Origin of the sequence: Acinetobacter sp. UC24323 (genome assembly GCF_024151445.1) — a bacterium.
Lineage (GTDB): Bacteria > Pseudomonadota > Gammaproteobacteria > Pseudomonadales > Moraxellaceae > Acinetobacter > Acinetobacter baumannii.
In genome coordinates this window covers 443457-459886 of the sequence record NZ_JAHIBY010000001.1, presented here as the reverse complement: position 1 = coordinate 459886, position 16430 = coordinate 443457, and the positions used below count along the sequence as shown (strand labels likewise).

At 37.7% G+C, this 16430-nt stretch carries 17 protein-coding genes; 9 read left to right on the top strand and 8 right to left on the bottom strand.

All coding sequences use genetic code 11. The features are described 5' to 3' along the window. Nucleotide 1: 1 nt before the first annotated feature. From KNQ97_RS02210 to KNQ97_RS02200, 3 genes are read right to left on the bottom strand one after another with little or no spacing between them, the layout of a single operon-like run. Nucleotides 2–805: an enoyl-CoA hydratase/isomerase family protein gene (locus KNQ97_RS02210; protein WP_253611737.1), complete on the bottom strand. Its 804-nt coding sequence runs from the start codon at nucleotides 803–805 to the stop codon at nucleotides 2–4. 9 nt (nucleotides 806–814) lie between these two features. Beyond that, nucleotides 815–2416 carry a carboxyl transferase domain-containing protein gene (locus KNQ97_RS02205; protein ID WP_001072776.1) on the bottom strand — a complete coding sequence of 534 codons (1602 nt, stop codon included), beginning with the start codon at nucleotides 2414–2416 and terminating at the stop codon, nucleotides 815–817. A 24-nt stretch (nucleotides 2417–2440) separates the two neighbouring features. Further along, nucleotides 2441–3613, bottom strand: coding sequence for an isovaleryl-CoA dehydrogenase (locus KNQ97_RS02200; protein WP_001053639.1), 1173 nt, complete (start codon nucleotides 3611–3613; stop codon nucleotides 2441–2443). A 144-nt stretch (nucleotides 3614–3757) separates the two neighbouring features. On the opposite strand from KNQ97_RS02200, the gene KNQ97_RS02195 reads away from it, so the two are divergent. The 4 genes from KNQ97_RS02195 (at nucleotide 3758) to KNQ97_RS02180 (ending at nucleotide 8450) form a co-directional block, all read left to right on the top strand. Beyond that, on the top strand, nucleotides 3758–4411 hold the full coding sequence (locus KNQ97_RS02195) for a TetR/AcrR family transcriptional regulator (protein ID WP_075400401.1): 654 nt from the start codon (nucleotides 3758–3760) through the stop codon (nucleotides 4409–4411). Nucleotides 4412–4486: 75 nt separating this feature from the next. Further along, nucleotides 4487–6181 carry an AMP-binding protein gene (locus tag KNQ97_RS02190; protein WP_065712205.1) on the top strand — a complete coding sequence of 565 codons (1695 nt, stop codon included), beginning with the start codon at nucleotides 4487–4489 and terminating at the stop codon, nucleotides 6179–6181. Between the two features lie 70 nt (nucleotides 6182–6251). Continuing rightward, the gene (locus KNQ97_RS02185) at nucleotides 6252–6923 is read left to right on the top strand and encodes a class I SAM-dependent methyltransferase (RefSeq protein ID WP_253611736.1); all 672 of its coding nucleotides are present in this window, start codon (nucleotides 6252–6254) and stop codon (nucleotides 6921–6923) included. Between the two features lie 243 nt (nucleotides 6924–7166). After that, nucleotides 7167–8450, top strand: coding sequence for a DcaP family trimeric outer membrane transporter (locus tag KNQ97_RS02180; protein ID WP_118978473.1), 1284 nt, complete (start codon nucleotides 7167–7169; stop codon nucleotides 8448–8450). Nucleotides 8451–8476: 26 nt separating this feature from the next. Here KNQ97_RS02180 and KNQ97_RS02175 read toward each other — a convergent pair whose 3' ends face one another. Continuing rightward, nucleotides 8477–9733 (bottom strand): SGNH/GDSL hydrolase family protein, encoded by a 1257-nt coding sequence (locus tag KNQ97_RS02175; RefSeq protein ID WP_253611735.1) that lies wholly within the window; start codon nucleotides 9731–9733, stop codon nucleotides 8477–8479. A 111-nt stretch (nucleotides 9734–9844) separates the two neighbouring features. On the opposite strand from KNQ97_RS02175, the gene KNQ97_RS02170 reads away from it, so the two are divergent. Further along, complete coding sequence (locus tag KNQ97_RS02170; RefSeq protein WP_193329724.1) at nucleotides 9845–10750, top strand: LysR family transcriptional regulator; 906 nt, start codon at nucleotides 9845–9847, stop codon at nucleotides 10748–10750. A 1-nt stretch (nucleotide 10751) separates the two neighbouring features. Here KNQ97_RS02170 and KNQ97_RS02165 read toward each other — a convergent pair whose 3' ends face one another. After that, nucleotides 10752–11042, bottom strand: coding sequence for a hypothetical protein (locus KNQ97_RS02165; RefSeq protein ID WP_001984002.1), 291 nt, complete (start codon nucleotides 11040–11042; stop codon nucleotides 10752–10754). A gap of 968 nt (nucleotides 11043–12010) precedes the next feature. Here KNQ97_RS02165 and KNQ97_RS02160 point away from each other — a divergent pair. The 3 genes from KNQ97_RS02160 (at nucleotide 12011) to KNQ97_RS02150 (ending at nucleotide 13160) form a co-directional block, all read left to right on the top strand. After that, nucleotides 12011–12154, top strand: coding sequence for a hypothetical protein (locus KNQ97_RS02160; protein WP_000251637.1), 144 nt, complete (start codon nucleotides 12011–12013; stop codon nucleotides 12152–12154). Between the two features lie 269 nt (nucleotides 12155–12423). Beyond that, nucleotides 12424–12852: a hypothetical protein gene (locus KNQ97_RS02155; RefSeq protein WP_001136759.1), complete on the top strand. Its 429-nt coding sequence runs from the start codon at nucleotides 12424–12426 to the stop codon at nucleotides 12850–12852. A gap of 86 nt (nucleotides 12853–12938) precedes the next feature. Then, nucleotides 12939–13160 carry a hypothetical protein gene (locus KNQ97_RS02150; protein WP_000498474.1) on the top strand — a complete coding sequence of 74 codons (222 nt, stop codon included), beginning with the start codon at nucleotides 12939–12941 and terminating at the stop codon, nucleotides 13158–13160. A gap of 84 nt (nucleotides 13161–13244) precedes the next feature. On the opposite strand, the gene surA1 is transcribed toward KNQ97_RS02150, so the two are convergent. The 3 genes from surA1 to KNQ97_RS02135 all read right to left on the bottom strand — a co-directional run bounded on the left by surA1 (nucleotide 13245) and on the right by KNQ97_RS02135 (nucleotide 14653). Continuing rightward, complete coding sequence (gene surA1 / locus KNQ97_RS02145; RefSeq protein WP_000132045.1) at nucleotides 13245–13562, bottom strand: surface antigen protein 1; 318 nt, start codon at nucleotides 13560–13562, stop codon at nucleotides 13245–13247. A 105-nt stretch (nucleotides 13563–13667) separates the two neighbouring features. After that, a complete protein-coding gene (locus KNQ97_RS02140) occupies nucleotides 13668–13889 on the bottom strand; it encodes a hypothetical protein (RefSeq protein ID WP_000108365.1) in 222 nt (73 codons plus the stop codon). Between the two features lie 284 nt (nucleotides 13890–14173). Continuing rightward, nucleotides 14174–14653: a CinA family protein gene (locus KNQ97_RS02135; protein WP_000482091.1), complete on the bottom strand. Its 480-nt coding sequence runs from the start codon at nucleotides 14651–14653 to the stop codon at nucleotides 14174–14176. Between the two features lie 315 nt (nucleotides 14654–14968). Here KNQ97_RS02135 and KNQ97_RS02130 point away from each other — a divergent pair, with 315 nt between their 5' ends. Continuing rightward, entirely contained in the window at nucleotides 14969–16378 is a 1410-nt protein-coding gene (locus tag KNQ97_RS02130) for an iron-containing redox enzyme family protein (protein ID WP_253611734.1), read from the top strand. Nucleotides 16379–16430: the final 52 nt, after the last annotated feature.

The following is a 16430-nucleotide window of genomic DNA, read 5'->3' as shown; positions in this document are numbered from 1 at the left end:
CTTAATTGTTGTTATTCGAGTTAGAAACCCAAGCAGGCTGTTGTTTATTTAAAAAGGCACTTAGACCTTCTTTTGCCTCACTGCCTTGACGAACTTGAGCAATATGATGTGCTGTCTGTTGCAGCAAGTCATTGCTCATGGTCTGGTTGCTCACCATTTGAATGAGTTGTTTTGAAGCCGCTTGAGCGTGCGGGCCACCGAGTAATAGAGCATCAACAATTTCTTGAACTTTTTTATCTAAGTCTTCAGCATCTGCTACTTCGTGTGCTAAACCAATTTGTTTGGCTTCACGAGCTGAAATCCGCTCGGCAGTTAAGAAGTAACGAGAGGCTTGTCTTGCACCAATCGCACGAATCACATAAGGACTAATGGTAGATGCAGCAAGACCTAAACGAACTTCAGAGGTTGCAAACTTGGCATCCGTGCTGGCAATGCAAATATCACATGCCGACGCTAAGCCCATACCGCCGCCAAAGGCAATGCCATGCACGCGGGCAATAGTCGGTTGTTTAAGTGTTGCAAGTGCATCAAGCATTTGCGCAAGTTTTAATGCATCTGCTTCATTTTCTGCTGAAGATGCCTGACCTGCCTGTTTCATCCAGTTGAGGTCGGCACCTGCTGAAAAGCTTTTACCGCGACCCGCTAGAACCACAACACGTATATCATCACGTGTATTGATTTGCTTAAAGCAAGTATGCAGCTCTTCAATGACTGTAGTATTGAATGCATTGTGCAATTCAGGGCGGTTCAGCCATACATAGGCAACCTGACCTTGTTGTTCGAGTTGTAAAAATTGATAGCTCATATACACCTCTTACATGCGGAACACGCCAAATTTGGTTGGCTGGATTGGGGCATTCATGGCCGCAGCAAGGCTTAAACCAAGTACCTGACGAGTTTGAGCTGGATCAATTACACCGTCGTCCCAAAGGCGGGCAGAAGCATAGTATGGATGGCCTTGGCGCTCGTATTGTTCACGAATCGGCTGTTTAAATTCGTCTTCTTCTTGCGCTGACCACTCGGCACCTTTTTGCTCAATTTGATCTCGTTTTAAAGTCGAAAGTACGCTCGCTGCTTGTTCGCCGCCCATCACTGAAATACGAGAGTTCGGCCATGTCCATAAAAAGCGTGGTGAATAAGCGCGGCCGCACATACCGTAGTTACCTGCGCCAAACGAACCACCAATAATCAGGGTAAGTTTTGGTACATTTGCGGTTGCAACTGCCATCACCAGTTTAGCGCCGTGTTTGGCAATCCCTTCATTTTCATACTGGCGACCGACCATAAAGCCGGTGATGTTTTGTATAAATAACAATGGAATATTGCGCTGTGTGCACAGTTCAATAAAGTGAGCACCTTTTTGAGCAGACTCGGAAAATAAAATTCCGTTATTGGCAATAATGCCGACTGGCATGCCGTAGAGAGAAGCGAAACCCGTTACAAGTGTTGAGCCAAAGCGGGCTTTAAACTCGTCAAAACGAGAGCCGTCTACAATACGTGCAATGACTTCACGCACATCGAAAGGTTTACGCGCATCACTTGGCACCACGCCATAGAGTTCTGAGGCATCAAATAAGGGTTCATCAATTTGCTTATTTAACTCATTTGGCTTTTTATTTAAGTTGGCAACAATGTTTCGTGCAATCGCAATGGCATGTTCATCATTTTCAGCTAAGTGGTCAGCTACACCTGAAAGTCGTGTGTGAACATCGCCACCGCCTAAATCTTCACTGCTCACCACTTCGCCTGTTGCAGCTTTTACCAGAGGAGGGCCACCTAAGAAAATCGTACCTTGATTACGTACAATAATGGTTTCATCAGACATCGCTGGTACATAAGCACCACCTGCGGTACAGCTACCCATTACCACGGCAATTTGAGCAATACCTAGGCTCGACATGCGTGCCTGATTATAGAAAATACGCCCGAAGTGATCGCGGTCTGGGAAAACTTCATCTTGCATTGGTAAATAGGCACCGCCTGAATCTACTAAATAAATACAAGGCAAGTGATTTTGTTCAGCAATTTCTTGTGCGCGTAAATGCTTTTTAACCGTAAGTGGGTAATACGTTCCACCTTTAACCGTTGCATCGTTGGCAACGATCATGCAAGTTACGCCGTTGACTTGACCAATACCTGCAATCACACCCGCAGCAGGAACATCATCTTCATAAACGTTGTACGCTGCCAACTGACCAATTTCTAAAAATGCCGTGCCGACATCAATCAGTTGATCAATACGTTCACGGGGTAAAAGCTTACCTCGAGACAAATGTTTCTGACGGGCATTTTCACCACCGCCTAACGCAATACGCTGGGCAACTTGTTTGAGATCTGTGACCAATGTTTGCATGGCTTGCTGGTTTGTTTTGAAGTCTTCACTTCGAACATTAATCTTGCTTTGTAATTGGTTCATAAGATGCGTCCTTATTTATAATTATTATTTGGTTTCATTGAAAAGTTCGCGGCCAATCAGCATGCGGCGAATTTCAGAAGTTCCCGCGCCAATTTCATAAAGTTTGGCATCGCGCCATAAACGGCCAGCCGGGAATTCATTGATATAACCGTTGCCACCTAAAGTTTGAATTGCTTCACCCGCCATCCATGTTGCTTTTTCAGCAGCATATAAAATGGCACTTGCAGCATCTTTACGTAGGCTGCGGTCATGATCCGCTTTGTCACAGGCAGCACCAACAGCATAAACGAGAGCTTTACATGCCAACCATGTTGAATACATATCGGCAAGTTTGCCTTGCATAAGTTGGAATTCACCTAAAGCCTGCCCAAACTGTTCACGTTGATGCAAGTATGGAATTACTACATCTAAACAAGCATCCATAATGCCTAAAGGTCCGGCACTTAAAACTGCTCGTTCATAGTCCAAGCCACTCATGAGTACTTTAACCCCGTTACCAACACCACCGAGTACGTTTTCAGCAGGGACTTCTACATTGTCAAAGAAAAGGGGGTAAGTGTTAGAGCCGCGCATACCGAGTTTGTCTAAGTGGTTGCCGTGACTAAAGCCTTTCATGCCTTTTTCAATCAAGAATGCGGTCATGCCTTTAGGGCCAGCTTGTGGATCAGTTTTAGCGTAAACGACCAGTACATCTGCATCACCGCCGTTGGTAATCCACATTTTTGAACCGTTTAAAACAAAGTGATCACCTTTTTGCTCGGCGCGTAATTTCATGCTGACGACATCGGAACCGGCATTCGGCTCAGACATGGCAAGGGCACCCACATATTCACCGGAAATTAATTTTGGTAAATACTTTTGTTTCTGCTGCTCGTTACCGTTACGGTTAATTTGGTTTACACATAAATTAGAATGAGCACCATAAGAAAGACCAATGGCTGCCGAAGCACGGGAAATTTCTTGCATGGCAATAATATGAGCTAAATAACCCATATTGGCACCGCCATATTCTTCAGAAACCGTCATACCTAAAAGGCCCATATCTCCGAATTTTTTCCAGAGATGTGCAGGGAATTTGTTGTCTTGATCAACTTGTTGGGCAATTGGTGCAATTTCCTTTGCACAAAATGCGGCTACCGAATCTTGAAGCGCAATTAAAGTTTCATCTAGACCGAAATTCAAGCTGCGTAGGTTCATGATATTTTCATCCTATTGGTTATATTTGTTGTCCATAAAATATTTTGTGGGTATTTGATAATTACCATACAATGATTTTTTGAAAAAGTGAATACAGATTCATAAAATGATTTACAATTCATTTTATTTGTTAGAGAATAAATTATGAGCTATAAACGATCATCTTTAATGCAAGAGCGGATGGAACAAAATCGAAAATCGATTTTGAGTTCAGCCAGAAAAATAATTTCAGAGGGAGGGTTCAAAGACGCACAAATACAAACAATTGCAGAGCAAGCGGGTGTATCTAGTGGACTGGTTTATCGCTACTTCGATAATAAAAGCCAAGTGCTAATAGAAGTTTTGTCTGATGCCATTAATACAGAACTATTGGTGATTGAATCGATTACCGAAAGTGACTTATCGGCAAAGCAGAAATTACACAAGGCGGTGGCAACCTTTGTAAAACGGGCACTGAATAGTCCTCAGCTTGCATATTCACTCATGTTTGAACCCGTCGATTCAACGGTTGAACATGAGCGTTTTCGTGTGAAGCAATTGATTAAACAAAGTATTAAAAAAATACTTGCGGATGGAAATGCAAGTGGTGAGTTTGTCTTGGATGATTTAAACACAGCAGCACTTTGTGTAGTCGGTGCTATGACTTATGTGGTGGTTGAACCCCTAGACCCAGCTCAAAATACAAAGTTTGATCATGCGCATAAAGACTATTTTTCAAAACAGATTGCTGACTTTTGTGTGGATGCTGTGCAGAAAAAAATAGGGCATATAAAGGATAAAACAACACAAAATAAGTAGTTTGGAAAAGTAGTTGCAGTAACAACAATTAGATCAGGTAAGAAGAGAATTAGAAGAATCAAGGAGAATGTTTCAATGCAACAAGAACGGTTAAGCTACGCCTCGGGACCAAGTACACAACCCTTATTGGGTATGACCATTGGTGAACAATTTGATCAGGCCTGTCAGCAATATGCTGAAAAGGAAGCGATTGTCAGTTTTCATCAAAACAGACGATTAACCTATAAAGCTTTACAGGATGAAGTAAACGCTTTTGCTTGTAGCCTATTAAAATTGGGATTAAAAAAAGGAGACCGATTAGCGATTTGGTCACCTAACTGTGTGGAATGGACCATTACGCAGTTTGCAGCTTTTAAAGCAGGGATTATTTTAGTCAATCTAAATACAGCTTATAAAAGTCATGAGCTTGAATATGTGTTGAATAAGGTCTCATGCAAAGGATTGATTATTGCTTCTCAATTTAAAACGACGGATTACCAAGAATTACTCACAAAAATTGCCCCTGAGTTAACCACCTGTACAGATAAAGTGCTCAGTTCAGAGCGACTGCCACATTTAAAATTTGTCATTAAAATTGATGACCAACAACATACTGGTATTTATCGTTTTAGTGATTTACTAACTACACCAACTTCTGAACAGCTAGAACAATTAAAACAATTAGCCAGACAGCTCCAGTTTGATGAAACTATTAATATCCAATTTACCTCAGGTACAACAGGTAACCCGAAAGGGACCATGTTAACCCATCATAATATTTTAAATAATGGTTATTTTGTCGGTGAAGGCATTCGTTTAACCCCCCAAGATAAAGTCTGTATTTCTGTACCATTGTTCCATTGTTTTGGCATGGTGATGGGGAATCTGGCGTGTGTGACGCATGGGGCAACCATGGTCTATCCATCGGCTGTATTTAATCCTTTGGAAACTTTAAAAGCGATTCATCAAGAACGTTGTACGGCAGCTTATGGCGTACCAACCATGTTTATTGCAACCTTAGAGCATGAACAGTTTAATGAGTTTGATCTGTCGAGCTTAAGAACAGGCATTATGGCAGGTAGTCCTTGTCCACGTGAAATTATGCAACGTGTTATAGACCGAATGCATATGTCTGAAATCACCATTTGTTATGGCATGACCGAAACCTCGCCAGTGAGTGTACAAAGCTCGGTAAACGATTCGATTGATAAGCGAGTAAGCACAGTTGGGCATGTTCATCCACATGTTGAAATTAAAATTGTTGATCTAGAAGGGCAAATTGTTCCGCAAGGGACTTTGGGTGAGCTATGCGTCCGTGGTTATTCAGTGATGGCTGGTTATTGGGGTGAAGAGGAAAAGACCCGTGAAGTGATTGACGCGGCTGGCTGGATGCATACGGGTGACATTGCCGAGATGGATCAAGACGGTTTTATTAAAATTAAAGGCCGTATTAAAGATGTCGTGATCCGTGGTGGGGAAAACCTCTTTCCAAAAGAGATTGAAGACTTTTTATATACTCATCCAGATGTAAGCGATGTACAGGTGATTGGCTTGCCAGATGCGAAATATGGTGAAGAACTTTGTGCATGTATTATCCTGCATGAGCATCACCAAGTCGATGAAGACAGCATCCGCCAATTTTGTAAAGAACACATTTCACATAACAAAGTGCCGCGTTATGTCCGATTCTTTAATGAGTTTCCAATGACTGCTTCTGGCAAAGCCCAAAAGTTTAAATTGCAGGAAATTATGCGAGCTGAACTTAATTTAACAGGAAATGTCTTTGACTAAATAAGTCAAAAGCTCGGTCAAAGTGCAGCAAAGGAAAATCGAAATACGGTTTAAATAGAGGACACGCAAAATGGCAAAAGACTTTAATAGCCCTAAAGTAGTCGAAGGATATGATGCGCATATTCGTAAATTAATTCCGGGCTATGAAGTGATCCACCAACAGGTGGATGCCATTTTGCAGTCGGTGTTGCCATCAGATGCTCATATCTTAATTGTGGGTTGTGGTACGGGTTACGAACTCGAATATTTACTTAAAAGACATCCAAACTGGCAATTTACAGCGGTTGATCCATCTTTAACCATGCTACAAAAAGCTCAGGAGCAGGTGGAGATTTTAGGTAAGTCTACCCAAGTCACTTTTGTTCACGGTGAAACTTCAGCTTTACCTCTCGAGAGTTGCTTTGATGCTGCACTTTCTATTCTCGTGGCTCATTTTATTGCAGATGACATAAAACCAGCCTTCTTTAAGGATATTTATAAGCGCTTAAAAGAAAAGGCGCCTTTACTTACCTATGACCTCATGACTTATGTAAATCCACAACAGCTTCAAGCATTGCGTTATTTGTGCTTGGCTCAAGGGTTAACAGAAGAACAATGTCAAAAAATGTTGGAGCGTATGGCGGAGGACTTTTTTAGTTTAACGACTGAAGGATATATAAAACTTTTGGAAAAGACAGGCTTTGAAAGCGTACAACCATATACGCAAATTTTGACTTATCAGGGGTTTATGGCAAAAAAATAATACTATTGGGGAATATAAATAAGGGTTTAAAACCGAATATTCTCAATGTGGAAGAGAATATAAAAAATGAAAAATTAAAAAGTTGCTTTTGCTGCACTAGGGAGGGTGGATCTAAAAAATATGAGGGAACGTTTTTCTTGTGAAAGAAAGGCAAATTTTCAAGGATCTATTTTAGATAGGTACATAACAAAAAGGATGTCGAGACTTTTAAGACTACTTAAAGGTCTAAAGGAAAATTTCATGATGAAAATTTTAAATACAACGGTTCAAAAAAGCTTGTTGGCAGTTTCTGTGACTCTGCTTATGTCTTCTGCTTTTGCAGGCCAAGTAAACCCTGAAATAGAGCAACTTCGCCAAGAAATAAAAGAACTACGAGCTATGCTACAAACTAATATGGAGGCTCAAAAATCTTTAGCTCAAAAAAGAGTAGAACAAGCTGCTCCTCTAGTTACTCAAGCTCCACAACCTATACAGCAAACATTAACTAAATCTGGTGCAGAATTTAACTTATACGGTTATATACGAGCAGATGCTTCTTATCAAATTAAGGGTGCATCTAGCATGTATAACAATATTAGCGGCGTTCCTCTTGAAAATACGCCAGAAGAATCTGCACAGAAAGACCAGTTGCACAGTACGGTTTATGTGACCCGTTTCGGATTGAATTTTAAAACGCCTACAGCCGTTGGTGATGTGGGCGGAAAGTTAGAAATGGACTTTTTTGGGGCGGCTACTCGTGATCAGTTTCGCATACGTCATGCCTATTTAACTTTTGATAAATGGCTTATTGGTCAAACATGGTCGACATTTATTGCCCCTGAATATTACCCAGAAACGATTGATGCGGGTACATTTGTAGGCAGTGCATTATTAAGATCACCGCTTGTTCGCTATAGCGATAACTTAACGGCAAATACAAGTTTTGCAGTATCAGTTGAAGACCCGAAATATACTGCGGCAACAGATCCAGATAATAAAATGCGTTTACCTGCTTTAGTCGGACGTCTAAATCATAAATTTGCCAATGGTTCGATGCTTTCAGGCCGTAGTTTTGTTGCAGAAAAAAGAACTAACAATGATAGCGAGTGGGCGTGGGGGGTAGGCTTGGGCGGTAAATATCAAATTACCCCTGATACATTACTTAAAGCCGATTATTACCATGTTAAGGGTGATGGACGTTTCTTGCTATGGAGTAACAGTGGCTATGCAATAGACGATCAAAACAATATGCATAGCAATGAATTTGACACGGTTTCTTTGGGTATCACTCATCAATTTACACCGCAAATTCGCTCGACTTTAGGCTATGGCTATATGAAGGCTAAAGATGATAACCGTTTTGCCGAATTACAGCGTACTAGTACCACCCAAAACAAACAGCTTTGGCAAGGTTGGGTGAATGCACTTTATAACCCGTATAAGCCGATTACTTTGGGTATCGAATATGTTTATGGGGAACGTGAAACATTCGATAATCGTAACGGGATTGATAACCGCTTCAACATGATAGCGAGTTATGATTTTTAAATAAGCAGCCCCATCATGTGAAGATTTCACCTGATGGGGGAATCATTATTTTTAATAATTTGATCTAAATCTACCAATTCTGCCATATGCTGATTGCCGCGATCATTAGGATGTAAATGATCTCCAGAATCATAAATTGGATTTAATCGATTGGGATGTTTTGGATCTTTTAAGCCTTCATCAAGATCAAGCACACCATCAAAGGTATGACTGGTTCTCATCCAGTGGTTAATGCGCTGACGTAATTGATCTTTGTTGGGTTGATAATAATTATCTAAAGGGGTATTAGGCAAAGCACCAGAGAACGGAAGTAAGGTTGCACCAATCACCTGAATATTATGTTTATGGGCCTCACTTACAACACGTCGATAACCTTGAGTGAGCGCCTCAAAATAGGGTATTTGCTGTTTAGGTGCAAAAGCTGTACCGGGCCATGAAATGTCATTGATACCAACCAAAACAATTAAAGTTTTAACACCTGAATATTGAAATATCTCACTGTTTAAACGTTTTAAAACGCTATCACCCATACCATCGGTAAGTAATCGATTTCCTGAAATACCACTATTAATCACTGCTACTTGGTGTGCTGATAAACGCTTCGCTAAAAAATCGGTCCATCTTGTATTTGCATCTAAGGTTGCAGTCGCCCCATCGGTAATTGAATCTCCAACAACTGCAACTACATGAGCCTTTTGTTTGGGTTTTACCTCTATTGCAGACAGTAATAACCGTGCCGTCGTTGTTTTGGCATCGGTTGGCGTAGTGAAATTTGTTGTCTGATTTCCACTAATCAGCCAACTGGTTTGTTTGGCATCCCAATGAAATGTTTTAAACATTGTAGGCTTTTGAATAAAGCTATTCACCACTAATTGAGTATGATCGGGTACAGGCAACTGAATTGGATCACTTATGAGTTGTTTGCCAGGTAAAATTCTTGCTTTAAGTTGACCAGAAAAATAAACGGGATAGGTGCTCTTAGATTTTAGAGTTACTGCGTTCGCTAAACCAATCGTTGTTTGATCGATATAAAGTGGCTGTTCACCATATTGATTGGTAAAAACGAGCCGAACAGCTTCACCGCCCAAACTAATTTTGCTCATTTGTCTAATAGTCTGATTAGATACTTGCTCTGGAATGAGTGTTGGAAAAACGAAGTCTTTATTCCAGACTTTTTGAGGGCTCGCAGACCAAGTGGTAATCCATTGACTGTTTTCTACATCAGCTTGTGCAAAGCTCGTAATTAAAACCAAAGAAAATAGGGTAGCTTGATAAAGTTTCATTTCAAGAACTCTTTAAAACGAATTAAAGGTATCTTGAAACAAATTGATGCCTTGTTATAGCGGTCTAAGCGGAATAAGATTTGTGAATACAATTCATAAATAAATTTTGCTATGTCTTATTTTGATATCAATCGTTCTGGCGAGTTGGCAATTTTTATACGGGTGGTCGAGCTTGGAAGTTTTTCAGCGGTAGCAAGAGCATGTAACATGACGCCGTCTGCCGTAAGCAAGTTAATTTCTCGTCTAGAAAAAAGACTGGGTGTGAGGTTACTCAACCGTTCAACACGTCAGTTTCAGCTTACCAGTGAAGGATGCCAGTTTTATGAGCAAGGCATTCAAATACTCAATGACTTAGACGAACTGGAACAATCGGTTACCGCAAATCATACACCGAAAGGGCGAATTAGAATCCATACCAGTTTTTCATATTGGACACACTTTTTATTGCCATGCATTAGTTTGTTTAATCAACGTTACCCGGAAATTGAATTAGAAGCTCATTTGAGTGATGAAGTAATTAATTTGGTTGAACAAAGAATTGATGTTGCGGTTCGAACAGGACCTTTGAAAAGTTCCAATTTGGTGGCCCGCTCGCTTGGCAGTACTTATAAACAGTATGTTTGCTCACCTGTATATATTGAAAAGTACGGTTGTCCTGAGCATCCAGATGAACTACATGAACATCAGCTTTTAGATGTAAGTTATCAACGCCAGAACAAAACCTGGCTATTCAAAAAAGCAACTCAGGAAATCAGCCTAACCCCCTCTAAAGTTTTAAAAGTAAACCATGGCGAAGCAATTTTACAGTTGGCACTGGCAGGTGCTGGCATTGCTCAACTAAATGAATTCCAGATTCGAAATGCGTTACAGCAAAAACAACTCGTCAAAATTCTTGAAGATTGGAATATTCATGCTTCTGAAGAATTTCATACTGTCTGGATTGGCCACGACAAGTATGTTCCTAATCGCGTACGTACATTCTTGGATTTTTTGGTAGAGCATGCCTCTATAAATTAGTTTAGTGTTTGCTCGCACTCAATTGGCACTGCTGCATTGTTTGATTCATGGTTTCTACAAAGTTCATTTTTGCATCAATATTTTGCAAACTTAATTTTGGTAAACTTTCTACAAATTGGGGTGAATAATGCTGCTCTAAAGAATTATAAATACAATTACACGCTGAAAGGTCATGTCCGGCCCATACACAACGCGTATTAAATTCATTTTTACTCATTGGCCTGCACCCCATCAAATTTAAAACACCTATTGTCAGAAGGCTCACCAAAACAAAACGATAGAGAAAAAACATTCTTGTTACTCTTCATAGGTTGTTGTTATCGTTAAGTGATGTTGATAGAAGTTTTAATCTTTATGTGATTTTGAATACATAAAACTTCTGCCCCAATCTTGTATATCAAGATGGGTACACAAAAAGATTAAGTAAAAATTTTTCGAACTCTATAGTGTGTAGTTCTTTTAAACAGAGGATGAGAAAGAACTCTAAGAAATGACTGCTTGAGTAAAAGAGGTTGAATGTAAGTAGGTTTAATAAAGGAATTTAAAAAATATAGAATAATAGTCATGAGTGACTCCTTGGTTAAAAGAAGTTATGCCCACTCATTGCTCATCATTATGGTGGCGAAACGAAAGAGGGTTAGCAGACTGATACCTAAGAAACCAGCACACCCAAGGGTGTCCCACTCCCGTTCCTCCATCAAAGGCACGAGGGGCGTCACACCAAAAAACGTGTTTTTAGTGCACTTAGGTAGACGGTCTGCTAAAACCGACTGACAAAATTGGTCAGCGCGAGCATCATAAGCTGAGCATTGGGGTGGGTCAATTGCAAAAATAAAAGATTGATTTATATAACTTGATATAAATATTTCACTGTTTTTATTTAGAAAATAGAAAAATTAAAAAATATAATATGAGTATAAATAATTTGAATATAAGTCACACTATTATTTTTTAATCTTATATATCAAATATTTATTAATTGTTTATTTGTATAGTATATCAATATCTCTAATTAGGTGTGTTGTTTGGCTAAACTATTTAATAATTCGAATTTTATAACATGACCAGAGTCTCCTAAACATTGCTTGCCAAAAAATAACCAAAATATCAATTGCAAGAAATATAATTTTATTAATCATAATTTTTGGTTTTTACAAAAGCTTGCATAATCTACAAAAGTTAAGAGAACCACTGCGGTAGCCCAACATAAGATAATGTTATTCATAAACCTACATTTTAATATTTATAAAGGTGTTTTAAATGGTAAGAATCTTTTGTGCAGTAAGTATGGTGTTGGCAATTGCTATGGGTATGAGTGCTTGCCAAGATCGTAATTCAAGAAATGACGGCATGCATGAAGCAAGTGATCCAGCTACATCTCATGACATGAATAAAAACTCGTAATAGATTAGCTTCTTTCAAAAGCCTACTTTATTAGTAGGCTTTTTTAATCGTTATTTTATATAAAAAATATAATTTAATAATAATGAAATATATAAAAATATAAAATTAATCAAATATTTATTTTGTTTTTACAATTTGGAGAATTTGTTGTTACCGTTTTGTTGCAATCTTAAGTTACCGTTTCAAAAAGTTAATAAAACAAACACAATAGCTTACTTATATTCATCCAAAATTCATTTTAGTAAGAGTGAACTATAAAAGGTAAGGATATGCCCCAATATTTAAAAATAGCTGAGAAAATATATCAAAATGTTAAAGAAAAAAAAGGCTTTACGGATGATCCGATGGAAGATCTTAATAATTTGATGATTGAACTCAGACAAGAAATAAAGGGGACAAAATTAAAGCTTTTATATAATTATATTGATTTTGCCGAAATACTCATTAAACCTTTGCAAGAGTCAAAAATTAAATTGGATTTAAGTCTTATTCCTAAAAGTAAAAATACTCAGGAGTTTGTACTTTGGCTTGCTGGTTTTATTGAGCGAATTACCACAGGTGGACAAGAAAAATTACCTCCAATTCGAGCTAAAATTACTTTACCCGCCTATGCCTATGAAGAAACTTACCCTTCGCAGAAAAAGCCTGTAAATAATGGGGAAGAAATAATTGAATATTTTAAGAAAAATCAAAGTTAATTTTGATGAAAGGCCTGACCTGATTATCTAGTCAGGCTTTATTTTTGATAAGACCGCTATGATGAGTAATATTTAAGGTAGTATGTATGTTTGTATATTTTACAGATGGAACTTGCATTAATGATTCTGAGATTTATGGTGTAAAAGCCAAATATGAGCAAAATAAGTATGTAGTGGAAGTTACTATTAAGCCGACACATGTACTCGCTACAACACCGAGTGTACAATTTAAAAAAGAAATTTTTGATGATCCAATTTTAGCAAATCAATATCTTAGTCATAATTTTAATATGCCACCATTTTTTTAATGCTCACAATTTTAGGACAATAAAAAAGCCTATTTCCCAGGGCCAATAGGAAATAAGCTTATAGCTATGGACCTTTTGAGGATGTTACATATCATCCCATGCATCTTTAATCGCTTGTTTAGCGTGTTCCCATTTTAGGCGGGACTCAGCTTTTAGCTCTTCCCATTTTTGCTGCAAGCTGCCTTCCATATCTTCAAACTGAGTTCCTTCTTTAGATTCAGAACGAGCTCGATGACCAAGTTCATAAGCCGCAGAGAAATCACGATCATAATCTAGATCTGGTGTAGTTAATTGCGCTTCTTGATAATAAGGTCGAGTAAGATAGCTTTCGCGCCAGCGAGAGTCAGAATAGTTATGATCGCCAGCTACCAATTGAGCATGATCTGTATTTTGATCTGTCATCAGAATTCCCTCATATTTTATTGAATTTTATGCTTATATTTTGATTTAGGAAGGTGAGGTCACCTTCCTAAATGATCGACCGCATCAAAGAACAACTACAAACGATTAACGTTGTTGGTTGTTATTTGAGTTTTGTTGGCCAGAATCTTTTTGGTTAGATCCTTGTTGTTGGCCGCGGTTATCATTTTGCTGTTGTTGCTGGTTATTTTGTTGCTGTTGATCGTTTTGCTGTTGGTTACCGTGTTGCTGTTGATTACGGTTGTCATTTTGCTGTTGTTGTTGCTGCTGATTATTGCGTTGATTTGCTTGATTATTAGTAGTGCTCATTTTTAATACCTCATATCAATTATGACGATGTGTTTTATCTGAGAGCTTCAGATAGGGTTATTAAAACATGTAGATTTTAAATGTGTAGGGTAGGGGTGTTACCCTATATTTAACTGTAAACTTAAAATTTATAAATTTTAAATAACTTGCTGATTTTTAATGTATGTAATTTTAAGTCATAAACATTATTAATATGAACATTTAAAAAATTACATTTCAGCACATAATATTTAAGAAAGATAATAAATATTTCTAAATGTATATTTGTTAACTTTTATATAAAATTAACGCCTTTTGTCTTCTAATATAATAAGTTTTATATCTTGAGTAACATAGTAAATCAACTTTCTTAGTTTTAAAAAGGCAGGACCCCTTAAAACACGTCTAAAATTATAAAAATTATTTTTATAATATATTGAGTAAAAGAAAGTACCTACAGGTTTTTCTGGTGTTTCAGAGCCGCCTTTTTTCAAAAGACCTGTGCAGGCAACATACAGGTCAGCATGTAAAAGTTCTTTACCTTTATTAATCATTTCAACAGTTACTTGCATTGATTCTGCAGTATATTTTTCAATAAGCTCTTCTGAAATATGCAAGGTATTTTCCTTTACGCGAAGGTCGTAACTCACAAGGCTTCCAATCAGAATATCGCCTGAATAAGGACTTAAAGAGAAACGATAAGCAAGGTAGCCCGCAGAGGCACTTTCAAAAAATGCAATTTTAATTTTTTCCTTTGCTAATAATTCGCAACATTTATTGAACATTTTAATTCTCCCTACAATTGTTTTTAAAATGTTATAAAACTATTTAATTGTTTGCTTTGTTATTTTTTTAATGTTTATAATTTTGATGGTGAAGTTAATGTAAAATTGGATTAAGATTTGCAAATTTTATATAAAAACAGCAGCTTAAATAATACTAAAAGTTTAAATGTAATTTTGCGTTATTTTATATGTCTATGAATTTTTTAGATTTATTGTATTTACCCTGTTTTTTAATAACGCAAAATAACAAACTTAAAACTCGATTATAGTTAGGGTGACGTATGGTAATTGATATCTCACAAACGGAGAATGAAAATGCCTGTTGTAGTGAAAAAACGATTATTAGACTTATTACAAGATAATCAACAAAATTATTATGAATTGTTTGTTTTTTTCCTTGATCCTGATGTTTCTAGCTTTGAGAAAGAGAAAAAGGCTAGAGATTTTCTTGTTAAAGAGATAGATAAACTAGAGATGAAGGAAATAGATTTTCCTTCGGATATCAATTTGATTAAGGCATGGTGTGAAAACGATAATAAAAAAAATTGTCAGGAATTTCAGGCATATTTAAATCGTAGACAATCTGGTCAAGATAGAGAGTATTTTAAGAACGTCGCTCAGGCATTTGAGTTTTTAATAAAGGTGTCTCCAACCAAAAAAGTAGACGGTGCATGGCTATATAGCTCAGTGCATTATTGGAATGATCCTATTTTTCATGAATTAATTATTACTTATCTCGAAGAGCTTGGGTTAGGTGAGCCAAAAGCAAACCATGTCTGTATCTATGATGACCTTTTACGCAGTCTAGGGCTAGACAGTTTCGATCTGCTTTTAGAAGACGAGTATTATCATCAAGCAGTTGTGCAGCTTGCTCTGGGTTATGCACCTCCTGAGTTTATTCCCGAGATTGTGGGTTTTAATTTAGGCTATGAGCAGTTACCACTGCATCTTTTAATTTCGAATTATGAGCTTGCTGAATTAGGTATTGATTCTAAATACTTTAATCTTCATATCACTATCGACAATATTGACAATGGTCATGCCTATAAAGCCATTAAAGTTATTGAAGATATTTATAATAAATATAGAGATAAAGAACTCTTCTTGACCAAGCTAAAACATGGTTTTGCCCTTAATAATCATGGGGTATCCTCTTCAAAAATTATAAAAAATTTAAATACTGAAGACTTTGTCCATAGAATTTTCAAAAGAAAGGCGCTTGTCGGTCAGTTAATCCATAACGAAACCAGACAGTTTGGGTGCAAGACCATTAATCAATGGTTATCAAATCCCGATGACATTGCAGGTTTAATCACTCATTTAACTGAACACAAATGGATTAAGTTTAATACCGACCCTGAACAGAGCGTATTCTGGCGAATGATTAATGAAGAAAATGGAAAAATGTTTGGGGTGTTTAACCCTGTAGAGCGCCAAATTATTCATGACTGGATTGCTGGTAGTGATCATTCTTCTAACTTCTTGGCATACAGCAGAGAACTAAAGAATAGCCAGCGTATTCAGGATTATTTATTTAGTTATATCTCGGATGGCGAACTTGATGCACTACAAGAGCGCGTCCAACAATCAAATGACCTTGCCATAAAAATTTGTAAACTTACTCCGTTTCTTGCCCCAGATTCTCATCATAAAAGTATTGGTCTTTGGAGTACTCGTAAATACGTAGAACTCCTTTTTCCTTATTTAGGTACGTTTAAAAACTAGTTTTATAAACGTTTTCTACTTCAACCCCAAGTTTAACTTTCAAAAACATAGG